Genomic DNA, 24,772 nt, shown 5'->3' on the forward strand with positions numbered 1-24,772 from the left:
TCTCCTATTTCGCCTGCTCTGAGCACGTCGCGCCGGGAGGAAGCTCCGGTAACGCTGGCTGGTAATTTTGTGGCCCCATGCGTTTATGACTGGTCGCTTTCATCACCAGATTTCCCGGCGTGAGAATACTCACGCCAGCATTCTCAATCATCACAGCACTCCCACCACAGGCCAGCGTAATTTTCTTCCCTGCGGCAATATAAACCTCATCATCCTTACTGGTAATTTTCATATCCTTGAGTGAGGTAAGCGCCATTGCATCCCCCTGGGCCTGAATATCCACTTTACCTTTGTTGGCAAATATCTTGATCCCCAGCGTTTTTGCGAACAGGCTAATCATTTCCCCCGCTGCGACAGTAAAATTTTTGAACACACTAAAGTCACTATTCTGCGCAGATGTTTGTGAAAAATTATTGCCGGTACTGATCTGAATATTTTGTGGCGATACCTGAGCAATACCTGCGGGAGCGCTCATCAATAAAACAGACTGTTGTAGATCCTTCAGCGCAGATTCATACAGGGATTTTTGCGCCTGTATCTGCGCCAGCTCCGCCTGAGCAGTTTTCACAGCGTTACTCAGTGATTCAGCCAGTTGCTGAGCCTGCTGAAGGGAGTCCAGTGCAGGCTGCATATCCAGCTGTTGTCCCTGCGCCTTCAGTTGCGCGTCGGCAGTGATGAATATTCCTTTCCCGGCACGTATGGCGCCCCAGCTATCGGTACGCAGCTCAAATCCCTCGCCACGCTGTTTCTTCTCCTGGTCCACCAGATGCCCGAGGTTCAGCTGGCTCTTGCCGCCGTACTCTGTACTGACCTTGATATGCTCCTTCCCGCGCGTGTCGTCGAGGCGGATTTTGTTGTTCGCCGGAGTTCTCAGTACGTTACGTTTGTAGTTGTAAATAGTGACGTGGTCACCATGCGCCGAATCATGCAGTACCCCGGCGATATACGGACGATCCGGGTCCCCCTGCTCAAAGGCTATCGCCACCTCGGTGCCCGCCAGCAGCGGCAAGTGCAGGCCGTAGGTGTCTCCGGCGTAGGGACGGGACTGGCGCACCCACAGGCTCTCCTCACCCGGCTGCCAGTGGTCGCGGTCAAACAGCAGATTGACTTTATAGCGCCCGTCGCGGTCGATATGACCGTAGATATCGTTAGTCTTCGTACTGGTTACACGTGCAGGAAGCGTGCCCGCCATCTTCGGTTTATCGCCCGGCTCAGGGCGGAAGCAGTAATCCTCCGAATACGGAATCGCGTGAAAGGTCACTTCAAAACTGCGGTCACGGCGGGCGTGGCTGTGAATACCGGTAATCACCACGCCCTGGCGGAAGGTGTCGGTGACCTCCTCGCCGCCGGTCACTTTCAGCTCCTGACCGGGAGCCAGCGTTGCGCAGTTGGTTTCGCCGTTCAGTTGCGTCTGGCGGTTCAGGTAGCGCTCATGACGAATACGGGCGTAGAACGCCCCGCTCTCCGGCTCCGGGTCGCGCTGGTCGCTGTTACCCGGCGTCAGGTAATTATCTGCCCAGTGATACGCTTCGCCATAGGTGGTGCTGTCGCCCCGGCTGACATCGACGCTGAGATTCATGTCTTCCGGCGCATTGCGGTAGTTATAGTCCCGGGTGAACACCGACTGCTCCACCACGTTATGGTGACTCTCCAGCGCCCACACCGATTCCCTGCAGCTGTCATGCTGACCGGAAGGCGGCACTGACGGCAGAGATGTCCCTTGTTCGACATAGCGCTGGTCGTCGTAAAATTCCACCACATCAATGTTCAGTCGGGTGTCGGCGGTGATTTTGTACCAGATACCCACCTCTGCCAGCAGGCGGGAGATAAAGGCCAGGTCGTCCTCGCCGTACTGCATCACCTGCTCGCGGCGCGGATACTCGTTTGCCAGGGTGAAGACAAAATCCTCGCCGCGCATATCGTGGCGGGTGCGCAGAATGTGCTCGACAATATCCGGCACCGACATATCCTGGTAAATCCGGTTCTGATGGCTGCGGGAGAGCAGCGCCAGACGCGGCTGCAGGGTCAGTGAATAATGGGTTTCATCCTTCGAGGTGGAAAGCCGCTCAAAACCGGTGACCACGCCCTGAAGCGTGCGTACCGGCTGCTGCACCTTTATGCCGTAGCCCTGGTCTACGGGGGCCACCAGAGTCAGTGACGCATCCTGCATCAGCATCTGCTGCGGGGTGACTGCCTTGTCCGTACTGGTGAATTCAATGGTGTACTTAAACGGTTTGCTTAGCGCTTCGTGGCCTTCAAAGCACAGTACATCCAGTAATGATTCGCAGCCGCGTACTTTCAGCAGATTATGGCTGTGACTGAACATCAGGGATTTTGCGTCACTCATGGATTATTTCTCCTTCGTCCAGGGCCAGCACAATGCCCTCGTCGTCGTCCCAGCCGAGGGTCAGATGCTGCGGCTTCTGACCTGCAGCCATATGGGTTAACAGTTGCTGACTCAGCGCCGGCAGGATTTGCTGATTCAGCAGGCTGTCGATGTTGCGCGCCCCGGTATCCGGCAGCAGGCAGGCGGCGGTCAGCGCGTCGTACAGGCTCTCTCTGATATCGGTCTTCATACCGTAATGCCGCGCCAGACGCTGACTGACCTGATCCAGCTTCATTTGTACGATGGTGCGCATCGCCGCCTGTTCCAGCGGGCGATAAATCACCGTCTGGAAGCGCGCCAGCAACGCGGGCTGGAAATGGTCGCGCAGGACCGGACGCAGCAGTTCATGCAGGTCCGCTTCTGTCACTTCGGGTTGCTCACTGGTGAGTTGCATCAGGTGGTCACTGCCAAGATTGGAGGTCATCAGAATCACGGTATTACGGAAGTCGATTTCCCGCCCTTCGCCGTCGCGCATAAAGCCCCGGTCAAAGACCTGATAAAACAGATTCATCACGTCACGGTGCGCCTTTTCCACTTCATCCAGTAGCACCACGCTGTACGGGCGTTTGCGCACTGCTTCGGTGAGAATGCCGCCCTGTCCGTAACCGACGTACCCCGGAGGGGAGCCCTTGAGCTGGCTGACGGTGTGCGGCTCCTGGTACTCGGAAAGGTTAATGGTAATCAGGGCTTTTTCGCCGCCGAACAGTTCGTCAGCCAGCGCCAGCGCGGTTTCGGTTTTACCGGTGCCGCTCGGGCCGGTCAGCAGGAACACGCCCTGTGGGCCATTCTCCGGCGCAAGGCCGGTTTTACTGGCTCGCAGACGCTGTGCGATGGCGTTCAGGGCAGTGTCCTGCCCCACCACCCGTTTGCCGAGGTTCTGTTCGAGGCTCAGCAGTTCCGTCTGTTCATCCTTCATCAGTGAGGAGAGCGGCACGCCGGTCCAGTCGGCAATGACGGTGGCGACGGTGCGCGCATCAACGTCGAGGCCCAGCAGCGGGTTATTCTGCTGAACGGCAGTCAGCTGATTTTGCAGGTCTGCAATTTCCGCCTGGCGGGAGATATCCGCGCGGCAGGCGAGCAGGGATTCTGTCAGTTTCCGCTCTTCGCCGTACTGTGTTTCCAGCGAGTCGAGTTGCAGGACAATGCTGTTTTCCTCCTGCTCAATGACCACCAGACGCTCACCGTGGGCAGCGTTGCCCAGCGCGATATCCTCCAGCAGCGCCTGTTTTTCCATCTCCAGGGCAGTCATCTGCGCTTTCAGCCGGGTCAGCGGCTCCGGCACGGTATCAAGGCTCATGCGCACGCGGGCCGAGGCGGTGTCCAGCAGGTCCACCGCTTTATCGGGTAACTGGCGTCCGGTGAGATAACGTCTTGAGAGTGTAACAGCAGCACGCACCGCTTCATCGCTGATATGTACGCCGTGGTGCTCTGCATAACGGGACTTCAGTCCACGGAGCATCAGGCAGGCGGTATCGTCGTCCGGTTCGTCCACCTTCACCATCTGGAAGCGACGCTCCAGCGCGGCATCGCGCTCAAAATACTGCTTATACTCGCTCCAGGTGGTGGCGGCGATGGTTCTGAGTTCACCACGCGCCAGCGCCGGTTTCAGCAGGTTCGCCGCATCCGCGCCGCCCGCCTGGTTGCCCGCGCCAATAATGGTATGCGCCTCATCGATAAACAGCAGCACCGGCTGCGGCGACTGCTGCACCGCATCGATGATGTTCTTCAGCCGCTGCTCGAACTCGCCCTTCACGCCCGCCCCCGCCTGCAGCAGCCCGAGGTCGAGAGTACGCACGGAGACCGGCTTCAGCGCGTCCGGGACGTTGCCCTCCGCAATCCTGAGCGCCAGCCCTTCCACCAGGGCGGTCTTGCCAACGCCGGGTTCACCCACCAGAATTGGGTTGTTCTTTCTTCTGCGTGACAGGATGTCCACCATCTGGCGGATTTCATTGTCGCGCCCGAACACCGGATCGATTTTGCCCTCGCGGGCACGGGCGGTGACGTCGAGGGTGAACTTGTCCAGTGCGTTCTGGAGTGCATCGCTTAAGCTGTTACTGGAAATATCGCTGTCATGGTTCTTCTCATCCGTCAGCCCGGAAGGTGACTGACTCAGACTTTCCTCCTGCTGCACCTCCGGGCGTTCGTCCGACAGTGCATCCAGTAATGGTCGCAGGCGTTCCAGTTGCGATGACCGCAGGCTTAACAATGGCCACAGCCCGTCGCAGGCAACCAGCTTCGGGCTCTCCACCATCGCCTGTAGCAGATGCTGACTGCGTATCTGGTTGTAGTCGCTATCGAGCGATGCGGCAAGCCACGCCTGCTTCAGCAGCGTCTCCAGGTTATCAGACAGTGCCGGGCGACTGCGCACCGAACGCGGCAGCCGGTCAAGGTGTGAGAGCAAATCCTGCCAGATGCCATCCATATCCCACTCGTAGCGCCGCGCCAGCACGGTGATATCGCCTTCGCCCTGCTCCAGCAGTTTCAGCAGCCAGTGTTCGATGGTGATTTCGGCGTGCGCCCGCGTCTGGCACAGCGAGGCCGCTCCTTCCAGCGCACGGGCGCAGTAAGGGTTAAGACGTCGTAACAGAACGGCTGAATGGTGTTCCATGGTGATGACTCTCTCGTCTGGTCGTGTTCAGGCACGCTACCGCCCGTAGCCGTTAACCGATGCCCATAAGGTGAATAACAAAAATACTGTGATGGCTTTGCGTAACGTCCGCTGTACAGGCGTTATGCAAAGAGCAAATAAAGAAAGCGGGCAAAGAAAACCCTGCCCGCTGTCCGCTTACGCCGTGGCGCGTTCGTTCCAGGAATCGGAATGAATGATGTTGCCGTCTTTGTAAGTCCAGGTGATTTTCTCGTAACGCAGCTCAATTTGCTCCAGATGGTTGTGCTTCTCAAAAGCCGGGTCCTTGATGTCGTGCATCTTCGGATTGACCTTCACCAGCTTCACGTTCTCGAGCTTCGTGTTGAAATATTCGACTTCCTGACCCGCGTCGTTGATTTTGTACCACTTGAATTCAGCCGACTTCAGGGTCTGCCCGGTGGTCACCGCCTTGTACAAATACGGGCTGGAAGAATCGATTTCCTTGGTGAACAGGAACGGCGTGTGGATACGCGTACCGGTCAGTTTGCCGGTGTTGTTGTCGGTCGGGATGTACAGGTTATGCTCCTGAGCGACGACTTCGATGCTGCCTTCACGATCCTTGACATCCACAGACCCTTTAATGTCCGCACCGCCGTCGTCTTTCAGCCACAGATAAACAGGAATTGCCATACTTAAATCCTCAGTTACTTTTTATTGATGCCGCCGTTTACGGCGACGTTATGTGGAGCCGGGGCCATACAGGCGTCCGCCTGCGGCACCAGACTGATTTCGACACGGCGGTTCAGCTCCCGGCCTTCCACAGTGTCATTGGTGGCGGCAGGACGACTTTCTCCATAGCCCTGTACCGCAAAACAGCTCTCCGGCACATCACCGGTGTCACGCATCCAGTCGCGCACCGATTCGGCGCGTTTCAGGGAAAGTTGCTGGTTGAACTGGTCATCGCCGGTGTTGTCGGTGTGTCCGGCCACCACAATCAGCCAGCCGGGCTTCGCCTTAATGCCGACCAGCGCATTCACCAGCACTTTTGTTGAGCCGGGTTTCAGTTGCCATTTTCCGGTATCGAACAGCGACATACTGTCGAGGCGCACTGTCTGCGGCCCCTGTATTACCTGCTTAATCACCGGAGGAGGTGGTGGCGGCGGAAGCACATAAGTCTTAATGGCTGCCAGCACCGCCGGACGCAGCCGTTCTCCCCGGTACAGACCCAGCCCGTAACGCAACGGCTCGCCGTTACGCGACCAGTCATTGAGCAGTGCCGCGTCATTACGCAGCACGGCCACCGCGTTTGCCTTAGGGGCGGTGTCCGTCATCGCAATCCGGTAATACTGCGCAACATCAAAGGAGAGCCGGTGTAGCAACTGGCGGTTGTTCCACGCGCTGCTGCACAGGGCAACCAGCACGGCGAGGGTGAACAGGCAGAACGCCCGGTGCAGGAAACGGCTGCGCGGCGTGATGCCGCCACCCTGCGGCAGGAGTGGCAGAATAAAATCCGGGAATGGCGTATCGTCCGGTGATGCCGTGCCGGGCAGCCAGCCCGGAAGCGACTTCAGGGTGGTATGGCGGGCCAGCCAGCGCGACCACAGAGAGTCCGACATTATCGGTGCGGCAACTGATGGTGTCTGCTGGTACAACACCATCGCAGGCACAGCAGGCGGCATATCCGGCGATTCTGCGGTCAGCGCCGGTAATACCGCCTCCGCGATAAAACGGGCCTGAGCGTTTATCCGTACCTGAGCACTCGTGCGGAAGGCGGCATCATCCTGCGATATCCAGCGACTGACGCTGCACGGAGCCTCATCTGCCTGCCAGACCTGCGGCGCGTCCCCCACCCGCAGCGACTGCCACAGCATCTGTGTGACGGAGGCGCCTGCAACAGAACTGGTCAGTAACAGAGGCACAGTCCGCCGGGTATCGCGTCGTACCTGCGCAAGCTGCCAGCGCAGTTCGTGCAGCCGTGCCGTCAGCACCGTCTCGTCGTCATGCTGCTGCGGGCAAACACAGACCATTACCGTCAGTTGCGCAGCCAGTTCCGGACGCTCCCGAAGCAGATGGCGTACCGTCTGTTGCAGTTGCGCAGTGGAAACCTTCAGCCAGCAGCCCTGCGCAGTACGGTAAACCGCACCCTCCCCCGGCCAGTCCGGCGTGTCGCCACAGACCAGCACCACAGGCAGACGGTACGGCGCTTCCGGCAGGTCGTTCAGCCCAAGCTCACCCTCCGGTAATCCACCCGGACGACGCCCGGCAGAAACCAGACCGGCAATCACGATCATCATTATCAGCAGAATGGCAAAACCGCGTTCACCGGCAGTCAGCGGCAGGAAAAGCAGACACAGCAACGCCGCGAGCAGCCCGCCCCACAGCCATAACAGACGCGACCCGCGCAGACTCATTTTCCGGCTCCCTGCAGCAGCGTGGTCACCAGCCCGTCAAGCCAGTGATTCAGCCCCAGCCACAACACAGCCACCACGATGGCGGACAGCCCGATGCACACCGGCCAGTGGCGCAGCCATTCACGCAGCCCGTGACTTCCTGAAACCGGGGCCAGCAGCGGCCTGTCCGGCGCGAAATCAAACGGCGGCACGCGTTCTGCCAGCGCCCGGACAAACTGCTCGCGGGCTGAGTCTTTCAGCGAATAACTGCCCTTAAAGCCCAGCATCAGTACCCGGTGAAAACAGGTGAGTACCGCCATATCCGGCGCGGGCTCGCGCAAAACCTGGCGCATCCGCTCGTACAGTTCGCCCCCCGCATCCATAGAGCCAAAGTATTTCACCTGTAGCGGACGGTCATACCAGACGATGCAGGCATCGTCCTCGCCTTCACGTCCCTTGGCGGTTTCATCCAGCAGCGCGCACCAGGCATAGAGAATGTGCTGACGGCTGGCCTCGCTGACGTCCGCCTGTTCGAGCTGTTTCATCACCCGTTCAATGTCGTTCACGCAACGCTGCCAGAGCACTTCCCCTTCGCCTTCAGCGAGCCTTGCCCCGTAACGAAGCTCGGTGACCGTCAGCCAGGCATCTGCCAGCAGGGCGTCAGTATCGATATTCGTTTTCATGAACGCAGCACCGCCCACAGTTCAAGCTCCGGCTCGCCCAGCAGGCCGGGCACATAAAACACGCAATGTCCTTCCGCCAGCATCGCCTGCGCCGCCGGGTGGGTCATATCAAGGGTGAAATACTGATTCTCCAGGCGCAGCGGAATGGCCGCCGGAACATGCGTCATCGCCTTCAGCGGTACACCCCGCTCAGAGCTGTTAACGATACGGTCAACCTCGTCCGGGCAGCCGGTCCGGCACTGCGCCGGAAACTGCTCCAGCAGCTGCGCCACCGGCAGCGGGGAACGCACCGAGAGATAAAAATCGGCCTCTTCCCGCAGGCGCGGGTCATGCAGCCGGGCGTGCCAGCGCTTACGCCGGTCGTCACGCTCAAGTGCAATCGCCACCACCCGTGACGGCAGACTGGCTTCCAGCAACACCTCCAGCAGGGCAAACAGCGGCGGAAAGACCGCCGTCAGATGCTCATGGCGGTATGCCGGTATATCGGCAGTGGTATGCTCAAGGGAAAAGGTCAACAGGCTGCCCGCCAGTCCCGCCAGCGCCTGGTACAGACGTTCGGGATGCACCTGTGGATGAAGCATGAAATGGCCCAGCACCGGCTCCGCACTGTTGAGCGCATTCAGCAGCCAGAACAGTGACACATCCGCCACCGCAAAGTCGGCCATCCGCTCGTTACTCTCGCGGCGCATCGCCATCAGGCGTTTCAGCCGGTTGCGTAGCTGCTCTGTCAGTTGTTCCAGTTGTTCCGTCAGCCAGGGACTCGCCTGCACGCCAAGCAGCGGCGGGATAAAGGCACTGTCCTGCGACCAGTTCCCCTGGCTGTCACGAAACAGACGGGCCACCGGCACCGTCTGGTAATTACCGTTATCCTCATCCGCCGGTCGCAGCGTCAGTTCCGGCAGCATCACCGCCATCTGGCGGCTGTCGTCGCCGTAACGGTTACGCACTTCCCGCCAGCCGAGACGCCAGCGCACCGGACGTTCCGCTTTTTCCTCCGGTTGCAGGCAGTTGCCGCCATTTTCATGTTCATGGGGCAGTGCCAGCACCACCGTCAGTTCGCTGCGATCGGGTAACGTAAGGACGGATGGCAGAGGATCGGAATTGTCGGTATCAATGAACGTGCCATCGGCAAAACGCACGCACAGATGACTGGCCTTAAGTTTCCCCTGTTTCAGCAACGCAGTATCAAATTCCGCATTCTGTATTCCCCAGGGATTCATCGTCCCCATCCGCGCAATACTCTCGGCAGACCAGGCGGCAAGCGCCGCCTGTTGCTGAAAATGCTGTGGCGAGACCATCTGGCCCCGCCCCCACAGTGGTCGTACTGTCTTCATCGCGCCTCCGCCCTACGCTTTCGCCTTCGGCATCTGCGACACCAGTGACAGATTCACGTCCATCCCTTCCACCTGGAAGTGCGGCACTGCGTACAGTTTCACGCGGAAGAAGCCCGGGTTGTCCTCGATATCCTCAACCACCACTTTCGCATCGCGCAGCGGATGGGATGCCTGCAACTCGTCGCCCGGATCGGTCATTTCGGTCACCAGACTGCGCACCCAGGTGTTGAGTTCCAGTTCCAGCAGACGACGGTCCTTAGTGGTACCGATGTTTTCGCGCTGAATAAGTTTCAGGTAGTGGGCGATACGCGACAGCAGGAAGATATACGGCAGACGCGCGTTAATACGGCTGTTGGCGGTCGCGTCCGCAGTGTCATAGAGCGCCGGTTTCTGGGTGGAGTTCGCCGAGAAGAAGCAGGCGTAGTCGCGGTTCTTGTAGTAAGAGAGCGGGATAAAGCCGAGATTCGCGAACTCAAATTCGCGGGTTTCCGGGATCATCACCTCAGAGGGGATTTTCACCTGGTTGCCTGTGCCCAAATCGTAAAGATGGATCGGCAGATCCTTCACGGCACCACCGGCCTGCGGGCCGCGGATTTGCACGCACCAGCCGTTATTAATAAAGCTCTTCACCATATTGGCGGCAAAGGCAAACGACGCGCTGGTCCACAGGTATTTCTCGTGATCCGGGCCTTTCACCTGCTCAATATAATTAAAGCTGCGTACCGGTACGGTATCCGGGCCATACGGCAGACGGCCCAGCACCCGCGGCATCACCAGGCCGATATAGCGGGAATCATCGGTGTCGCGGAAGGACTTCCACTTGATGTACTCAGCACGGTCAAAGTAGTTGCCGATATCTTTGATAGCAGCCACTTCTTCCATCGAGGATTTCATGAAGAACGCAGGACCGGCAGAGCCGATAAACGGCATATGCGCGGCGGCGGACACTTTCGAAATGTTACGCAGTAACGCCACATCCTGCGGACTGGCATCAAACTCATATGCCGAAATCACCGCCGCAACCGGCTCGCCGCCCGGAGTATCGTACTCAGAAATATACGTATGCCAGTATAATCCACTTTGAATCAGCTCTGGCGAATCTTCAAAATCCTGACGCAGGTCGTCTTTGGAGACATCCAGAATTTCCGTTTTCACGTTCTGGCGATAGTCGGTGTTGTCCACCAGGTGCTTCAGACCGCGCCACAGGCGCTCTAACGCCTGGAAATCCGGATGATGAAGCACCTCATCAAGCTGGCGGCTTATCTGATAATCCAGTTCGGCAATATGATGATCGATTAAGGTTTTGTCGAGCTTCTCAACCTGCTGGCCCGATTTGCGGATGCAGTCCATAAAAACCTGCACCCCGGCGGTGATACGCTCGTTCGCATCAGCTTCCGCCATCGCAGCTTCATCCTGCCAGGTATTGATATCACTCAGGTGAGAAGCCGGTTTCAGGTTGATTTTTTCAAATAAAGAAGCGTAAACGCCCCCTGCTTCCGGACGTTCCAGCACAACGGTTTCGCCTGCAGACGAGGCATTTTCATTCTGTACAGACATCAGCATCTTCCTTATTTTATCCGTCAGTCTTTTGGCGCAAGCGCGGCAATTTCGTCACGCAGTTCATTACTCAACGCCGGGTCACGTAGAATCGTCTGCAGCTCTTTGCGGAACGTGGAATTATCCAGGAGGTTAGATTTGAGATCGCGCAACAGGCTGCGCATGGCAAGAAGTGCCTTCATTTGTGGGATCTGTCTGGCTACCTGCTCCGGTTCGAAATCTTTTATATTTTTAAAAGTAAGCCGGATATTTTCTTCGCTGTTATCCCCGACCAGGGTATTCTGGACAGCGATATTGACCGACGGGTTAAATTTCTCTAACACACTGTTGAAGTTATTCTTATTAATATCTACCTTTTCCCGCTCAGACAACGGACGCTGCTCCAGGCCATTACTGAAATCCCCCGTAACCAGTAATTTCAGCGGCAGTTCCACTTTCTTCTGCCCATTACCTGTGTGCAGGTCCAATTTGATGTTAACGCGTGCTTTCGGTATCTCATTCTGAAACGAATTTGCCATATCCACCCTCTTCCTGTCAGATGTTCAGCTGTCATCACTGACACGCCTTTACAAATCGCATTATGGAGCAAATAACTACGAAAGATCGGTGATTCAGATCAATGATCTAAAACAAAACCATTACACAGAATTTTAGTCCAAAAAAGGACAGTGGCAGGCACAACAAACAGAACGATATCAGGAAGGCAGACAACATACGATTTCAGCTAAAAAGGCTGCCTGTGCACAGAACAGAAGGTGAACTTCCGGAAAAGAATATTCCTCACAGGAATCCGTTCAATGTCGAAAAAAGTAACAAAAAGTGATCATGCCTGAACAAATGTGGCGCAAGGCCGCGCCATATCAGAATAAACTCCGCAAAAACCCCAAATAGGACCAATTAACTTTTAGGAATAAACCCTGCAAAATGCTCACAATACTCATTAATTATTTGCATACAGTTTTCCTTCAGTAACAAAACCCGTTCCAGGAAAATGAAGAATTCTGAAAACACGATGAAAATGCATTTTTCATTCACGTGATGAATGGTAATCACGCCAGACGTTACCATGTTTTTCATTGCCGATTTTCAGCAATGAAAACATTCATCCGACAAATACAAAATTAAATATGTAGCACCTCACTTTAATTCCCATACTGGAAATTCATTTAATTCTTTTTTCAGCGTTGACTGACGAGTAATAAAGCTCTCCCCATCCGACTGAACCGGAGAGACTGATGGCACCGTACCAATTACTGCGCATAAAACAGGTTGAGGCCAGAACCGGACTCCATCGCTCACAAATCTACGCATGGATGAAAGAAGGCCATTTTCCGCAGTCCATTAAGATAGGCCCTGCAAGTGTGGCATGGCTTGAAAATGAAATTGACGAATGGATTGAGCATAAACTCAGCCTGAGACCGTTGCGCCCATCTCACAGGAGCAACAACCATGACTAATCTCCCTGAAAAGCTGATTACCGTCCCTCTTAAAGATTTACGCCCGTTTGACATGAACCCCAGAATCACCCGTAATCCGGATTATGAGAAAATAAAGGCCTCAATTCGCTTACGGGGACTGGAGCACCCTCCGCATATCACCCAACGTCCGGGAGAACTGTTTTATATCATCTCCGGCGGCGGCAACACGCGCCTGGCCATACTCAATGAATTGTGGCAGGAAACCCGCGACAACAGATACCGCAGTGTTGCCTGTATTTTTCGCCCGTGGCAACAGGAAAAAAGTGTGGATGAAGGCAATCTGTGCTGCCTGCTGGGTCATCTGATTGAAAATGAAATGCGTGGTTCACTGACATTCATCGAGCGTGCGCTTGGGGTCTGTCGCGCCAGAGAGTTGTATCAGCGCGCTTCTGCTGCCGTGCTGTCACAAACCCAACTGGCACAGCGATTACGTGATGATGGTTTTCCGGTTACGCAGTCCGATATCAGTAAAATGGAATCAGCCGTCGAACTGCTGTTACCTCACATCCCGGATGTACTGTATGGTGGCCTTTCTCGCCTGGGCGTCGAAAAAATTCTGTTGTTACGCAGTAATGCTGAACAGTGCTGGCATCAGCAATCAGCCGGGAAAGCGGGATTGCCCTTTTTTAGTGATATTTTCGCTCTCGCGCTGTCACCTTTTAATGGGCCACTGGCGGGTTTCTCGTTCGATCACCTCCGGGATGAGCTGACCGGATTAATGAGCCAGGCGCTGAATACTGATTATAATACCGTCGCGCTGGCAACGGACAACCGCAGCCAGAAACGACAGCAGTTGCTCGGTGTTGCTGAACCCACGCTCCCCGAGGTCGCACAGCAACGGACCTGCCCCTCACCTTCAGAAGAGAAGCAATCCCGTTTACCCGGAGATATCCAGGCGGAAGCCGTGCAGGCTCACCGGGATCCTCCTGATGGAAATACTGAGCCGAAAGAGCATGAGGAGCAGTCTGTTTTCAATCCTCCCCCGGAAGACAACCAGCGTATTCGCCCACAATCCGGAGAAAACATCAACAGAGATACCGCCCCTGACATCATCTGGACAATCGATCCGTTGTCCGACACTCCCGAATGCCTGGCTTCCGTTGCCGATCAAACAGCATGGGAAGTAGCCGCCACTGTCGGGCTGGAAAATCTGATTAGCCCTTCAGAAAACAACGGATTTGACATCACAACTCCGGAAGAAACGATCCCCGCAGACGCCAGACTTATCTTCCAGATCCTGTCGTTTCTGGCCGGTAAAATGACGGGGGGAGCGATGGTCTGGCACCAGTTACTGACGGGAAACAGCACCCAACCCGCTCTGCTTAATGACATGACCGTGATCCAGTTGTTCCGGCTGATACGCACATTACGCCGCCTGCACGAAAAACAGCAGGAAGGAGTAATATCATGATCCCCACACTCAATTTTGTTGTCCTGACCGATGCCCTGCATGCCCTGAAAGAAGGCAATATTCGCCACTGTGAAGCGCTGGGCTTCACCTACGATGAGCTTAACGCCATCAATGCGCTGTCACTGGATGAACTGTTTGTTCTCAGTCGCGCATCCGCACAGTTTATGAACGTCACGGTAAACCATGAGAATCTGCGTCAGATCCTTGCACAGGCCCGGCAGGAACTCCTGCTGCAAAGCAGGATCCACCGGGCTATCCAGTTAGGCGGGTCCATCGAACTGCTGAATAACTTCTTTGGCCTCTCTTCCGGTGAAATCAGTGCCCGCCGCCGGTTACAGGGGATCTCACTTCCTCAGGGACGAACGCAGATACCCGATGAGGACATTGATGCCCGTATATGGCGACGCTGGGAGCAACTGCGCCCGGCCAATCTGTATTCTATGGATGCACTGGATGCCATGCTGCGCATAACCGAAGAAATGCAGTCACCGGAGCATCCGGGTTCACACCCTGATGAACTCACTCTGACAGTGGTATGGAACCGTATCATGCAATGTGAGAAAGAAAAGGAGGAGAACTGCCATGATTGATGACGTTGATCGTGACCAGGCATTCAACGAACAATACCTCCAGACACTCATTGCTCAGTCCCGGGAAAGGCCGTCTCCTACACCATCGCAGTATTACTGTCTGGACTGTGGAGAGTCGATTCCTGAAAAACGGCGGCAATTGATTCCTGGCGTCAGGTTGTGCATCCACTGCCAGCTCGCCAGGGAACGCAGCCCTTAACTGGTATGGCGACAGGGCAGGAGGCCCTGCGTCGCAAGACCAGGTAACATTATAAAAATCATATGATTATATTTTTGATAGTCCCTGACTATATGAGCTGTAAGGTAAAACCTTAAATTATTACAGCTGTAATAATTTAAGGTTTTACCTCTCGGTTGTCATAATTTCAATCGTCGAAAGCTAATAAATATCCTTTATCCTCTGTACCTGATTTCCCGTTGTTGACCGGATTCTGCCAGTGCATTTTTATCCACGTCTGCCATCTTATCTGTGGAGCGCACCATGAACGAATCTGATACTGAACACCCCTATATACTTACCAGCGGCCCATTACGCAGCACCATTACTATCGAGCTACACACCCATCTTGCCACCCGCACCTGGACCGGACGACAGGCCAGCCCGGAAGAGAATATCCACGGCATTATCGGGATCCCCCGCTTTCTCAATCTGATGAATATTATCAGACTCGATTCGCTGACGGATAACCCCTACGCCGATTTATGGATGCTGCGTATTGAAGAGCGTCTGCTGGCTGCACGCGAAGAAATGAACGCGCTTATTGACAGTATGAAAAGTATCTTCAGCCTGCTACCGGAAATGATGACGGTGGAAAGCTGCGCCAGTATTCAGCCAGCACGATTCCCGATTTTCGCCAGCTCACAGCTGGGTTTTATCGCAGTTTATTTGTTGACGGATTTTGATGAACTGATGCGTAAAGCCCTGCTCGCCCAGCATATGGCGCTGATTAACCGGGTTGAACTCAACGACCTGCGTCAGCGCGGCGGCAATCTTATCCGCAGCATTCTGGTGCTGGCCCAGAAATACCGGCGTATTCCTGTCACCCGGCAGGATATCCGCGACGGTAATGCCAGAGCCATTGCAGCAGAAGAGAGCGCCGGGCTGGTTCCTGAAGATATTTTCGACGGTACGCGCCGCTCCACCTGGGCACCGCCGCTGCGCCAGACTGAAGATGAGTCATCTGCGCCTGCTATAACGTCTGAATTTTCTGAATCTGCACCAGATATCCCTTCCGGCGATGATGCTGAAACAACGTCAGTCCCGGCACCGCTGACTACCGCAGAGGCGGAAGACGATGAATCAGAGGAGTGATTCAGTAACGGAATACCGGGCGCTGACCGGGGCCGACTGGCTTGCTTACGAAAGCTCGCTAAAAGGCCTTTTAAGGGTAAGGGAGCCGGTGCTTCTGGCGCGATATGCAACAGAGGCGGCGGCGACCCTGCACCAGATACAGACTTTGATCCTCCATCGCGCCTGGCGCTGGCCCCTGCAATATTTACCGTTACTCCTTTGCCGTGGGCCAGCCCGTTCTGGTGCAACCTTTCTGCGCTGGCGCAATCAGCAAAACAACCGTTCCGGCACTGCCGCCTGGCTGGCGCTGATGCAGGATGCCTCGCTGCCGCAGGCAGTACGCGATGCGCTGCTCGCGATTGAACGGGATCGCATCGTGTTCAATATGCAGATGTCGGTGACGACATTTATTCAGCGCCAGATACGTGAATGCTCAGCAAAAATGACGGATGCCGAAAATATTGCGGCATATCCCTTCCCTGCAAAAAAATAACCGGAGAAATAACATTATGGCCCAGCGTGGTTTAAATAAGGTCTGCCTGATCGGATTTGTCGGGCAGGATCCGGAAGTGCGTTATACCGCCGACAAACAACCCGTCACGGTATTTTCCATCGCCACCGGAGAGTCATGGAAAGATAAAGAGAGCGGAGAAACCAAAGAACGAACACAATGGCACCGGATTGTGGTTTATAACAAGCTGGCAGAAATTGCCGCAATGCATTTGAAAAAAGGAATGCAGGTTTATCTTGAGGGACGACTGCAAATAAGAAAATGGAATGACAGCATTGGCGCAGAACGCCAGTCTACCGAAGTGGTGGTGGATATTAACGGGACGTTGCAGATGCTGGGTAAACCTGATGCAGAAAAACCGAATAATACAGATGAAGAAAACAATAACACCGAAGAATAAACACCACTGACATTAATAATGGCATCACTTCAGGATGCCATTATTTTTTGATATTCAATTAATACAGGTCAGAGTCTTTCTGAACATTAATTAATGAGCCTCATTTATCACAATGAGGCCATTATTATGTTTCCTGAAAATCCTATTTCATCTGATTCAGTCCGGCACGTTATCAGTCTGTCGGGTGGTAAAGACTCGCTGGCATTATGGTTACTGGCCCGGGAAAAGAATATTGATGCCACCGTTGTCTTTGCCGATATTGGCCATGAACATCCATATACTTATGATTATATTACATTACTGGAGCAGAAGCTTGGCCCGGTTATTCGGGTCCGGGCTGATTTTCAGCAACGCATTCTCAATAAGCGCACCTATATTCAGACGGTCTGGCCTGAAAAGTTAGTTAAAAAATACGGTTATTCGGTGCCGGACGCTGAACAGCGCATTGCGCAAGCGCTGAAGCAACTGTTTCCCCGGGATATTCCCTTTCTTGACCTGTGTATGCTTAAAGGGCGTTTCCCTTCCACGCGCGCCCGGTTCTGCACGTTCGAACTGAAGCACCGCCCCATTGATGAACAACTTATTCAACCGCTACTGGCTCAGTATTACGAAGTGATAAGCTGGCAGGGCGTGCGGGCACAGGAATCCGCAAGCCGCGCCAGACTCCCGGCGCTGGAACTGGATGCAGACAACCAGCCCGGACTGCACGTCTACCGGCCTCTACTGCACTGGACGCACGATGAGGTTTTTGCGCTGGCGAAACGTCATGGCATTCCACCCAATCCTCTGTACCGGCTGGGTTGCTCCCGTGTCGGTTGTATGCCCTGTATCCACGCACGTAAAAAAGAGCTGGGCGTGATATTCCGGCGCTTCCCGGAACAAATTCAGCGGGTGGCAGAATGGGAGAAGATTGTGGCGGACTGCTCCACACGCGGAAACTCCACTTTTTTTCCTTCCACCCGCGACCCGAATAAAGCGGAGCGGGATATCCGCAAAATCACACTCACCAGCCACGGTATTAATACCTACCGGGACTGGGCATTTTCCCTGCACGGCGGAAAGCTGTTTGACGAGATCGCGGCAATTAATGACAGCCAGCCCTGTTACGGCATCTACACCGGTATCTGCGAATAAACTGAATTATTCTCCGTGAATAATGAGTTCCCCCTGCCCCTCCTGTTGCTTTTTTCATTCAATGGGAGGGCATTAACTGCCCGCAGGGCGCCCGGTAATACGAGCTGAAAATTACCCACAACAGTGACGCTCACTCCCTCACATCTGCAAACGACTGAAAACAGATGCATGCCGTACCGTCGTTTAATTTTCACAAAAGAGAAAGGACCACTTATGAATTATTCAGGTCACGACGAGTTGCGGCAGGATATTGCCGCACTGTCGAATGATATGCATGAACTCTACCAGCGAATAAAACTGCTGGAGCAAAAATATCGCTGGAACAGCACCAGTCTGACGCATGGTCTTGCCGGGCAGATATTACGAACTGCCGGAAAAACCTGCTCTGCATTGCATCAGCAAATATACGAACTGGATCTTATCTTCTCCGACTGAATAACTTCCCTGATAAAGGAAATAATCATGATAAAACATACTGGTAGTGTCACCTTCAAAGCTGAAACACTCATCCCTGTTATTCTTGAGGCAAGGAAAAACCATTGTCCGGTTCTTCTTGTCAAAGATCACGGTCTTTATATGATGTCAGAAGACGGTGGTTTCGATCCGCAAACGCAAAAACGATTAACGCTCTCTTATGCAGAGGGCTTTGATCCGGATCGCGCTGAATTTGATGACTGGTACGAAAACCTGCGTGAGATCTGCGGCGGTGATGACTTTTGCGAAACGATAGAATCAGACAACGCCGCACTCAGTGACGTGGTCGATAACAACAGGGATCTCCTGGTTGTCTTTACGCCCACACAGTTCAGAATGAGTTCCCGTAGTAAGTAACACGTATCCCCTGTCATTTTATGGCAGGGGATTTTTCATGAATTCACTATTTCAGTCTTTCATAAAGGTAGTCAGATGTTAAAGACAACGCACCTACGGGCGAAGATACGTTGTTTGAACCTGTGAATTTATTGATCTTTCCCTTCATCCCCTCCAACGTTGAAAGAAGGGATATCCTCTGAGAACCTTGCCGTTCTGGCATCGCGCTCATAGCCCTGAGATTCGCTCAAAATATTGTACAGTTCAGGCCGTCGTCCATGAATCCACCGTCGCCCTGTAGACATAGATAATAACTCCAGCTCCAAATCTGCAAATACTATCGCATCCTGGAATGAGTCCGTTTCGCTGACAACCCTTCCATATGGATCAAGAATCATGGCATTACCTGTACGGACCTCGCCATTATCGAGTCCTACGCCATTGCTGAACAGGATGAAAAATCCGTTATCATGTGCTCGTGAAGGTAACCAGCGCATTATCCAGCCCCGCCCACTGTCCCCCTGGAATGCCGATTTAAGTGCTTCCGGATCCCTGTGCCTGTTTTCCCAAAGACTGACCGGAACAGGCTTCATGCCAAGGGGACTGCGTGAATTCGTCCCACCAGTTTGATGCGGGGCAATCAGAATATCGGCTCCCATCAGCGCGGTAATGCGTGCATTTTCAACAAGATTGTTATCCCAGCAAATAAGGATCCCAATGCGTACTCCCCAGGGGGTGTCGAAGACCGTAAAGTCATTACCCCGGGCAATATCCGGATGTTCGAACGCATGCAACTTCCGGTGTATATGTCGCTCACCGTCAGGCATGCAGACGGCATAAGCGTTATATAGTTTTCCATCAGCACCTTTTTCAATAAACCCGGCACCGATGGCCATGTGATATTTTTTCGCAAACCCGGTGATGATATCCAGCGAGGGGCTACTGTCTGCCCGTTCAGCCAGGGCATTCAACGCCTGGCTACTGAGGTCGGGAACATGCCAGTATCCGGTAATGCACATTTCCGGGAAGGCTAAAATCTGGACATTTTCCTGCCAGGCTTCGGCGATGAATTTTTCCATTACGGCCAGGTTATACGGCTTATCGCTGGCGCGGTGGCAAAACTGAACAGAAGCCACCCGAATGCTCATTTCCATGATGTTTATCCTCATTAATGTGGAGCCTTATTCCAGCAGACAGAAGATAAGCATGTATAATCAGAATTTCTCCTCATTTGATAACTGACTGGAATGGATATAAAGCTACTGCGTGCATTTGTGACCCTCTCCCAATCAGGAGGATATCGTTCCGCGTCGGAAAAACTTTGTGTGACGCAACCCGCACTGACAAAACAGATCCAGGTGCTTGAATATCTCTGCGGCGTCACTCTTTTTCAGCGTGACCGGCTTGGTGCAAGACTGACTATCGCAGGAGAGCAATTGCTTCCGGAAGCCCGCGAAGTTTTGAAATGCTATGAAAAATTTCTTAATAAGGCGGGAGATATTCAGAAGGGAAAAGCAGGAAAGCTTATTCTCGGGTTTGGTATTTCATCCTTTCAAATGGCTCCTGCAAAAGTGGCTGTTTTTCGTAGCTTGTTTCCTGATGTGCAGGTTTTTCTTAACGATATGCCTTCGACAGTACAATGCCAGGCGTTGCTCGAAGGTAATCTTCAGGCCGGATTTGTGCGTCTGCCTGTTTCTGAAAAACTGCAAAGTCAGGTACTGACAGAAGAGAAACTGGTTCTTGCCGTGGCTTCCGACCGCTCTGCTGGTTCAGAGAATGTCCTGAAACTGATTGAAAACAGCCAGCTTCTTCAGCTTTCACCAGACCGTGGCGAAGGGTTATCAGCACAGACATCCCGTTTCCTTACGTCGCATCATTTATCTCCCAAAAAAGTGGCAGCGGCCGATGATATTCAGACCCTGCTGGCGCTCGTGGCGGCGGGAGATGGCGTGGCGCTTTTGCCCGAAAGTGTCCGGCATATCCTGCCATCACGGGTAAATCTTATGGCTCTGGAAGGCGACTATACGACGTGGCAGACAGGTATTGCCTGGAATTCACGGATAAATGATCCCATAAGAGATAATTTTCTGAATATCGTGGTAACAGAGTCGGCAACACTTAACCAGGGATAAAACCACACGTGTCAGGTAACACCGCAATACAGCCTGTATGTGACGCTTACTGAGGCTATTAATTTCCCGGACAGAAAAACAGTTTTAGCTTTTCGGCTAAAGATCATCGTTGTTTACTGAGCCTGCTTAAATCCATCCGTGCGATGGGCCCAGACAGCCGGGCTGCAAGCTGTCCACGCTTCAGTGTTATGCCCACCCCGATGCTCAATACGGCTGCAAATGAGCAACATACTCCGGTATGACGCCGTCATCCTTTAACCCTCAACACCCTTTACCCCTGCGGGAGAGACTTCCCGCCGGGATGTCTCCGCCGCGTTAATCCTCCGGAGACACACCATGAACGAAGAACGTAAATACTTTGATCTGCACACCCGTGGTATTGGTTATGTTAACCGCCTGCGTACCGTGACGCCCAAAAAGGCAAAGCCGTTTCTGGCCTGCACGATTGCGGCGTTACGCGGCACCACCGATGAACCCGAATATACCTATATTGATGTCCGGGTTTATAACGATCGTGCCGTTGAACTCCTCGAAAGTTGCCAGGATGCCCTGGCGCGTAAAGATAAAGTCCTTATCTCCTTTAATATTGGTGATATTTACCCCGAATGCTTCACCTACGAGAAAGGTGAGAAAAAAGGTCAGTCCGGCTGTGGTCTGAAAGGCCGTCTGATTAAAATCACCCTGATTAAAATTAACGGGCATGAAGTTTACCGTGAAAAACCCGGTGAGAATGCTTCTGCCGATGCCTGATCCTGGTCACGCCTTTTCGGGAGAGTAGAAACCGATGGTTTTTATTCTCCTGCCTACCTTTTTCTTACTCAGGAATTAATGCTATGAACACCTGTACCCAAAGCCCGGTAATGGTCATCGGTAAACTGGTGGTTAAAACCATCAATGGCCGCAACGGTGCCTTTAACGTTGGCCTGCTGGAAACCAGCATCGGCAGTTTCTCGGTAAAAGATCGGGAACTGGAACAGTACAGCGCCGGTACTTATGAAGGCCAGTTTATTATCGGTAAAGTTTTCATGCATTCATGGAGCTACGGCGCGAACTCAGGTTCTGAAATTCGTGTACGCCTGGATGCCATGAAGATTGCCAGCAACAACGACCTGACGCCGGATGATGAGCGCAAAGTCATTCCACCAGTAAACGATCCGATGGAAGAAGAAACACCCGCTCCGGCAAAACCGGCGCAGGAACAGGCTGATTTACCGGCAGCACAGTCGGCTCCGGCTGAAAAAACGCCTGACACCAGAGGCACAAAGCGCCCACAATTTACCGTACCCAGCCCTGCTGAACAGGAAGCGGGGGATCAGACCCTGTTTGGCTCACTCTGGCCGCTGGGGGATGTGGTAAAACTGGATGCCACCGTGTCCCGCCAGGTACTGCGCCAGCAGAAAGCCCGGCTGACCCAACTGGGCTATGATTTCATCGCGCAGGAACAACACTTTGTCAAATCAGCTCCGGCTGCCGACGCCACGCTGCACTGATCCCTGAACCAGATATCACTCACCCACTGTCGGGTTTTCCCGGCTGGGAAAACCCCGTTTTTTAAGGAGTTTTCCCGTGACAACACTGCTTCAACTTAACGAAATCCCCCACATCATGGCAGATGGCTACGTCTGTGATGAGCGTCGCTCACTGGTGTTTCTTTCCCTGTGGGGCCGGGATACGGCCATTCAGGAATTGCTGGCGCGACTGACGCTCAAAAATGAAGATGCACTGTCGCAACTGACGCTAATCGATGATGCCCTCCACGAGCATTCGCTGTTCCCTGGTACCGGCAATCTGGATAAATTCTCCTCCCGGCACCCACAAACCCGCTTCGGTACGCTGGTGAATCTCTGGCTGTTTGATAAACGCTGCTGCGTCCCCGACCGGGCAAACGGCCAGGCTTTTCTGCTGCTTCAGCGCGACGATCCGCACTGGTGTGAGCGTGCCTGGGCATTGCTGAATGAAACCACCACACTGCCTCTGCTGGCACATTGGCGTGACAGGATCCTCACCCTGCTGCAGGCATCACAGATGCTGGTCCCGTTATCGGGATATGGCGATCTCGCTGGCTGGCAGCTTGTACTGGACACTGCCCGGCTAACTTCGCTAATCAGTGAAGCCATTATCACCGGGGAACTGCCCACCACGCCCCGTCCTGTTGACGTCAGTCATCACTCCCTTCGCGCCGCCTGATGGCTCTCACGGACGTACCTGTCGCACAGGTACGTTCCGGTTTCTCATTCTTTTTTAAGGAAAACACACTATGGCTCTGATGTTTCCCCGCCTTGCGCGCAATTTCGTGCGCAATGGCTACTTTCCCACCGATGAAGCCACGCTGGAGCGTATCCTTGCGGCACTGGCGCCTGAAGAGACAAATGGTGCCATTCGCTTACTTGATCCCTGTGCCGGTGAGGGCGTTGCCATCACTGAAATCGCCTGCCACCTGGGCGAACAGGCTCAGGCTTACGCCGTGGAATACGATGCTGAACGTGCCGCTCACTGCGCTACGATGGCTGATATCACGCTGCACAGTGATTTAATGGATACCATTATTTCGCAGCAGGCATTTTCGCTACTGTTTCTCAACCCGCCCTATGGCGATCTGGTTACAGACAACGAACCTGTTGCAGATAAAAAGGGTCGCGCCCGGCTGGAGAAACAATTCTACCGGCGCGCGACAGACAGCCTGATGTACAACGGCATTCTGGTGCTGATCGTACCGTATTACACCCTGGACAGGGAATTTTCCGGCTGGCTGGCAAACAGCCTGGCGGATGTGCAGATATTTTCTGCGGCAACGGATCAGTTTAAACAGGTGGTGCTGTTCGGGCGGCGTATTCGCCAGCACCGACAGGATATCGCCAGTGTCAAACAGGTTTATCAGACATTAGTCGCTGTCGGAAAAGGTGATGAAACCGCCGTATCGTTACCCGAAGCCTGGTCTGTACCTTACCGCGTTCCCGTTGCCCGGCAGGCGCTGCAACATTTCTACCGGGTGACAATAGAACCGGTACAGCTTGCTGAGGAAATTCAGCGTGTTAACGGACTCTGGCCTTCCTTCTCCACACAACTCTGCGCTCAGCCCCAGCTCCCCCGTCCTCCGGCCTGTCAGCTTTCCCGCTGGCATCTGGCACTGGCGCTTGCTGCTGGCGCGATCACCGGTGTTATTACTTCACCAGCTGGCCGCACACTGGTTGTACGCGGCGACACCTACAAGGTGAAGGACCGCAAAACAGAATTCACCGAAGATGATGACGGGAATATCAGTGAAACCATCACGATGACCGACCAGTTTATTCCGGCAATTTCCGCCTGGGATATGACACCCGGTGCAGACACTTTTGGTGAATTACTCTCCATTCGCTGATTTGCAATGAATTAACTCACCTGCTGAATGAACAGACTAAGGATTTTTCATCATGAAACTTCGCCTTATTAACCTTCCGGCTTTTACGCACAAAACATCGTTCTCCTGCGGCAATATTCTGCTGGATGATGATGATAACAAACTCAGCTCAGATGCACTGCAACAGTTGTTACGCAGGCACACGACGGCAGACTGGGGTGATATTCCCCGTAAAGCCCGCCTGACCAACAGATATGCACTGGAATATAACAATAGTTTGCTGTCCTGTTATTTTCACCCTTACAGCGGCATACGCATGGTTGTAATAAGCACCTGCGCAGACCGCAGTGAAACCGTTATTTCCGTTCATGCCTGAATCCTTTTCTCAATCCAGAGGACAGTCTTATGATTAAAGTTCACTCAACCGAAGTACGCGTCACTCCGACTGTCGAGTCCCTGATGGCACAAGGGATTAACTTCGGCCCCTTTGTCCATAAACATCTGAACGGTGACTGGGGCGATATCAGCGAGTCCGAAAGGGCCAGAAATATCGAATCACTTGAAAAGGGTAACGGCCACATTTTATCCGTCCATCAGGTTACTCCCGACATAACCATCTGGATCACAACCAGAGCGGGAATCACGCTCATTATTCTGCCACTGGCATAACTCACCCTCTGTATTCACCCTCGCGGGACAGCATCCCCGCCGGGGCGTGGTCTGTCCCGTTTTTTTAAG

The 24,772-nt window shown here is 53.9% G+C and carries 26 protein-coding genes; 17 read left to right on the forward strand and 9 right to left on the reverse strand.

Translation table 11 applies throughout. The features are described from left to right. Window positions 1-4 precede the first annotated feature (4 nt). The 8 genes from WB371_RS18505 to tssB form a co-directional block, all read right to left on the reverse strand. On the reverse strand, window positions 5-2,347 hold the full coding sequence (locus WB371_RS18505) for a type VI secretion system tip protein VgrG (protein WP_336221499.1): 2,343 nt from the start codon (window positions 2,345-2,347) through the stop codon (window positions 5-7). Then, window positions 2,340-4,994 carry a type VI secretion system ATPase TssH gene (gene tssH, locus WB371_RS18510; RefSeq protein WP_336221500.1) on the reverse strand — a complete coding sequence of 885 codons (2,655 nt, stop codon included), beginning with the start codon at window positions 4,992-4,994 and terminating at the stop codon, window positions 2,340-2,342. The genes WB371_RS18505 and tssH overlap by 8 nt, the downstream gene beginning before the upstream one ends. Before the next feature lie 177 nt (window positions 4,995-5,171). Continuing rightward, complete coding sequence (gene hcp, locus WB371_RS18515) at window positions 5,172-5,663, reverse strand: type VI secretion system effector Hcp (protein ID WP_042716788.1); 492 nt, start codon at window positions 5,661-5,663, stop codon at window positions 5,172-5,174. 14 nt (window positions 5,664-5,677) lie between these two features. Then, a complete protein-coding gene (locus WB371_RS18520) occupies window positions 5,678-7,384 on the reverse strand; it encodes an OmpA family protein (protein WP_336221501.1) in 1,707 nt (568 codons plus the stop codon). Further along, window positions 7,381-8,046 (reverse strand): type VI secretion system protein TssL, short form, encoded by a 666-nt coding sequence (gene tssL, locus WB371_RS18525; protein ID WP_336221502.1) that lies wholly within the window; start codon window positions 8,044-8,046, stop codon window positions 7,381-7,383. Before tssL ends, WB371_RS18520 begins: the two co-directional genes overlap by 4 nt. Beyond that, entirely contained in the window at window positions 8,043-9,380 is a 1,338-nt protein-coding gene (gene tssK / locus WB371_RS18530) for a type VI secretion system baseplate subunit TssK (protein WP_336221503.1), read from the reverse strand. Before tssK ends, tssL begins: the two co-directional genes overlap by 4 nt. Window positions 9,381-9,392: 12 nt before the next feature. Next, a complete protein-coding gene (gene tssC, locus WB371_RS18535; RefSeq protein WP_336221504.1) occupies window positions 9,393-10,943 on the reverse strand; it encodes a type VI secretion system contractile sheath large subunit in 1,551 nt (516 codons plus the stop codon). Window positions 10,944-10,960: 17 nt separating this feature from the next. Beyond that, on the reverse strand, window positions 10,961-11,455 hold the full coding sequence (gene tssB / locus WB371_RS18540; protein WP_336221505.1) for a type VI secretion system contractile sheath small subunit: 495 nt from the start codon (window positions 11,453-11,455) through the stop codon (window positions 10,961-10,963). 717 nt (window positions 11,456-12,172) lie between these two features. On the opposite strand from tssB, the gene WB371_RS18545 reads away from it, so the two are divergent. The 10 genes from WB371_RS18545 (at window position 12,173) to WB371_RS18590 (ending at window position 18,583) form a co-directional block, all read left to right on the forward strand. After that, window positions 12,173-12,394 (forward strand): AlpA family transcriptional regulator, encoded by a 222-nt coding sequence (locus WB371_RS18545; RefSeq protein WP_336221506.1) that lies wholly within the window; start codon window positions 12,173-12,175, stop codon window positions 12,392-12,394. Continuing rightward, window positions 12,387-13,826 carry a ParB family protein gene (locus WB371_RS18550; protein ID WP_336221507.1) on the forward strand — a complete coding sequence of 480 codons (1,440 nt, stop codon included), beginning with the start codon at window positions 12,387-12,389 and terminating at the stop codon, window positions 13,824-13,826. The genes WB371_RS18545 and WB371_RS18550 overlap by 8 nt, the downstream gene beginning before the upstream one ends. Then, window positions 13,823-14,416: a DUF2857 domain-containing protein gene (locus tag WB371_RS18555; RefSeq protein ID WP_336221508.1), complete on the forward strand. Its 594-nt coding sequence runs from the start codon at window positions 13,823-13,825 to the stop codon at window positions 14,414-14,416. The genes WB371_RS18550 and WB371_RS18555 overlap by 4 nt, the downstream gene beginning before the upstream one ends. After that, the gene (locus WB371_RS18560; RefSeq protein ID WP_336221509.1) at window positions 14,409-14,615 is read left to right on the forward strand and encodes a TraR/DksA family transcriptional regulator; all 207 of its coding nucleotides are present in this window, start codon (window positions 14,409-14,411) and stop codon (window positions 14,613-14,615) included. Before WB371_RS18555 ends, WB371_RS18560 begins: the two co-directional genes overlap by 8 nt. A gap of 282 nt (window positions 14,616-14,897) precedes the next feature. Next, entirely contained in the window at window positions 14,898-15,728 is an 831-nt protein-coding gene (locus WB371_RS18565) for a PFL_4669 family integrating conjugative element protein (RefSeq protein WP_336221510.1), read from the forward strand. Next, window positions 15,712-16,200, forward strand: coding sequence for a DUF3158 family protein (locus tag WB371_RS18570; RefSeq protein ID WP_336221511.1), 489 nt, complete (start codon window positions 15,712-15,714; stop codon window positions 16,198-16,200). Before WB371_RS18565 ends, WB371_RS18570 begins: the two co-directional genes overlap by 17 nt. 16 nt (window positions 16,201-16,216) lie before the next feature. Continuing rightward, window positions 16,217-16,618: a single-stranded DNA-binding protein gene (gene ssb, locus WB371_RS18575; protein ID WP_336221512.1), complete on the forward strand. Its 402-nt coding sequence runs from the start codon at window positions 16,217-16,219 to the stop codon at window positions 16,616-16,618. A gap of 126 nt (window positions 16,619-16,744) precedes the next feature. Beyond that, window positions 16,745-17,752, forward strand: coding sequence for a phosphoadenosine phosphosulfate reductase family protein (locus WB371_RS18580; RefSeq protein WP_336221513.1), 1,008 nt, complete (start codon window positions 16,745-16,747; stop codon window positions 17,750-17,752). 213 nt (window positions 17,753-17,965) lie between these two features. Further along, window positions 17,966-18,187 (forward strand): hypothetical protein, encoded by a 222-nt coding sequence (locus WB371_RS18585; protein WP_336221514.1) that lies wholly within the window; start codon window positions 17,966-17,968, stop codon window positions 18,185-18,187. 27 nt (window positions 18,188-18,214) lie between these two features. Then, on the forward strand, window positions 18,215-18,583 hold the full coding sequence (locus WB371_RS18590; protein WP_336221515.1) for a DUF3085 domain-containing protein: 369 nt from the start codon (window positions 18,215-18,217) through the stop codon (window positions 18,581-18,583). A 128-nt stretch (window positions 18,584-18,711) separates the two neighbouring features. Here the strand turns inward: WB371_RS18590 and WB371_RS18595 are convergent, their stop codons facing one another. Then, window positions 18,712-19,716 carry a nitrilase family protein gene (locus WB371_RS18595; RefSeq protein WP_336221516.1) on the reverse strand — a complete coding sequence of 335 codons (1,005 nt, stop codon included), beginning with the start codon at window positions 19,714-19,716 and terminating at the stop codon, window positions 18,712-18,714. Window positions 19,717-19,809: 93 nt separating this feature from the next. Between WB371_RS18595 and WB371_RS18600 the strand changes: the two genes are divergently transcribed. The 7 genes from WB371_RS18600 to WB371_RS18630 all read left to right on the forward strand — a co-directional run bounded on the left by WB371_RS18600 (window position 19,810) and on the right by WB371_RS18630 (window position 24,703). Then, window positions 19,810-20,694 (forward strand): LysR family transcriptional regulator, encoded by an 885-nt coding sequence (locus WB371_RS18600; protein ID WP_336221517.1) that lies wholly within the window; start codon window positions 19,810-19,812, stop codon window positions 20,692-20,694. 336 nt (window positions 20,695-21,030) lie between these two features. Next, on the forward strand, window positions 21,031-21,444 hold the full coding sequence (locus WB371_RS18605; RefSeq protein WP_336221518.1) for a DUF3577 domain-containing protein: 414 nt from the start codon (window positions 21,031-21,033) through the stop codon (window positions 21,442-21,444). Window positions 21,445-21,527: 83 nt separating this feature from the next. Continuing rightward, window positions 21,528-22,184, forward strand: coding sequence for a DUF3275 family protein (locus tag WB371_RS18610; protein ID WP_336221519.1), 657 nt, complete (start codon window positions 21,528-21,530; stop codon window positions 22,182-22,184). A 76-nt stretch (window positions 22,185-22,260) separates the two neighbouring features. After that, a complete protein-coding gene (locus WB371_RS18615; protein ID WP_336221520.1) occupies window positions 22,261-22,881 on the forward strand; it encodes a hypothetical protein in 621 nt (206 codons plus the stop codon). 70 nt (window positions 22,882-22,951) lie between these two features. Further along, window positions 22,952-24,055 carry a DUF6094 domain-containing protein gene (locus WB371_RS18620; RefSeq protein ID WP_336221521.1) on the forward strand — a complete coding sequence of 368 codons (1,104 nt, stop codon included), beginning with the start codon at window positions 22,952-22,954 and terminating at the stop codon, window positions 24,053-24,055. A 52-nt stretch (window positions 24,056-24,107) separates the two neighbouring features. Next, window positions 24,108-24,410: a hypothetical protein gene (locus WB371_RS18625; protein ID WP_336221522.1), complete on the forward strand. Its 303-nt coding sequence runs from the start codon at window positions 24,108-24,110 to the stop codon at window positions 24,408-24,410. 29 nt (window positions 24,411-24,439) lie between these two features. Continuing rightward, window positions 24,440-24,703, forward strand: a complete 264-nt coding sequence (locus tag WB371_RS18630; protein ID WP_336221523.1) for a hypothetical protein — start codon at window positions 24,440-24,442, stop codon at window positions 24,701-24,703. Window positions 24,704-24,772: the final 69 nt, after the last annotated feature.

This window comes from Citrobacter amalonaticus (genome assembly GCF_037053465.1).
In the GTDB taxonomy this organism is placed as follows: domain Bacteria; phylum Pseudomonadota; class Gammaproteobacteria; order Enterobacterales; family Enterobacteriaceae; genus Citrobacter_A; species Citrobacter_A amalonaticus_H.

Bases quoted from the DNA above. Each gene is read 5' to 3' on its own strand.
- WB371_RS18505 (WP_336221499.1), bottom strand. From the start codon at position 2,347: ATGAGTGACGCAAAATCCCTGATGTTCAGTCACAGCCATAATCTGCTG.
- tssH (WP_336221500.1), bottom strand. From the start codon at position 4,994: ATGGAACACCATTCAGCCGTTCTGTTACGACGTCTTAACCCTTACTGC.
- hcp (WP_042716788.1), bottom strand. From the start codon at position 5,663: ATGGCAATTCCTGTTTATCTGTGGCTGAAAGACGACGGCGGTGCGGAC.
- WB371_RS18520 (WP_336221501.1), bottom strand. From the start codon at position 7,384: ATGAGTCTGCGCGGGTCGCGTCTGTTATGGCTGTGGGGCGGGCTGCTC.
- tssL (WP_336221502.1), bottom strand. From the start codon at position 8,046: ATGAAAACGAATATCGATACTGACGCCCTGCTGGCAGATGCCTGGCTG.
- tssK (WP_336221503.1), bottom strand. From the start codon at position 9,380: ATGAAGACAGTACGACCACTGTGGGGGCGGGGCCAGATGGTCTCGCCA.
- tssC (WP_336221504.1), bottom strand. From the start codon at position 10,943: ATGCTGATGTCTGTACAGAATGAAAATGCCTCGTCTGCAGGCGAAACC.
- tssB (WP_336221505.1), bottom strand. From the start codon at position 11,455: ATGGCAAATTCGTTTCAGAATGAGATACCGAAAGCACGCGTTAACATC.
- WB371_RS18545 (WP_336221506.1), top strand. From the start codon at position 12,173: ATGGCACCGTACCAATTACTGCGCATAAAACAGGTTGAGGCCAGAACC.
- WB371_RS18550 (WP_336221507.1), top strand. From the start codon at position 12,387: ATGACTAATCTCCCTGAAAAGCTGATTACCGTCCCTCTTAAAGATTTA.
- WB371_RS18555 (WP_336221508.1), top strand. From the start codon at position 13,823: ATGATCCCCACACTCAATTTTGTTGTCCTGACCGATGCCCTGCATGCC.
- WB371_RS18560 (WP_336221509.1), top strand. From the start codon at position 14,409: ATGATTGATGACGTTGATCGTGACCAGGCATTCAACGAACAATACCTC.
- WB371_RS18565 (WP_336221510.1), top strand. From the start codon at position 14,898: ATGAACGAATCTGATACTGAACACCCCTATATACTTACCAGCGGCCCA.
- WB371_RS18570 (WP_336221511.1), top strand. From the start codon at position 15,712: ATGAATCAGAGGAGTGATTCAGTAACGGAATACCGGGCGCTGACCGGG.
- ssb (WP_336221512.1), top strand. From the start codon at position 16,217: ATGGCCCAGCGTGGTTTAAATAAGGTCTGCCTGATCGGATTTGTCGGG.
- WB371_RS18580 (WP_336221513.1), top strand. From the start codon at position 16,745: ATGTTTCCTGAAAATCCTATTTCATCTGATTCAGTCCGGCACGTTATC.
- WB371_RS18585 (WP_336221514.1), top strand. From the start codon at position 17,966: ATGAATTATTCAGGTCACGACGAGTTGCGGCAGGATATTGCCGCACTG.
- WB371_RS18590 (WP_336221515.1), top strand. From the start codon at position 18,215: ATGATAAAACATACTGGTAGTGTCACCTTCAAAGCTGAAACACTCATC.
- WB371_RS18595 (WP_336221516.1), bottom strand. From the start codon at position 19,716: ATGGAAATGAGCATTCGGGTGGCTTCTGTTCAGTTTTGCCACCGCGCC.
- WB371_RS18600 (WP_336221517.1), top strand. From the start codon at position 19,810: ATGGATATAAAGCTACTGCGTGCATTTGTGACCCTCTCCCAATCAGGA.
- WB371_RS18605 (WP_336221518.1), top strand. From the start codon at position 21,031: ATGAACGAAGAACGTAAATACTTTGATCTGCACACCCGTGGTATTGGT.
- WB371_RS18610 (WP_336221519.1), top strand. From the start codon at position 21,528: ATGAACACCTGTACCCAAAGCCCGGTAATGGTCATCGGTAAACTGGTG.
- WB371_RS18620 (WP_336221521.1), top strand. From the start codon at position 22,952: ATGGCTCTGATGTTTCCCCGCCTTGCGCGCAATTTCGTGCGCAATGGC.
- WB371_RS18625 (WP_336221522.1), top strand. From the start codon at position 24,108: ATGAAACTTCGCCTTATTAACCTTCCGGCTTTTACGCACAAAACATCG.
- WB371_RS18630 (WP_336221523.1), top strand. From the start codon at position 24,440: ATGATTAAAGTTCACTCAACCGAAGTACGCGTCACTCCGACTGTCGAG.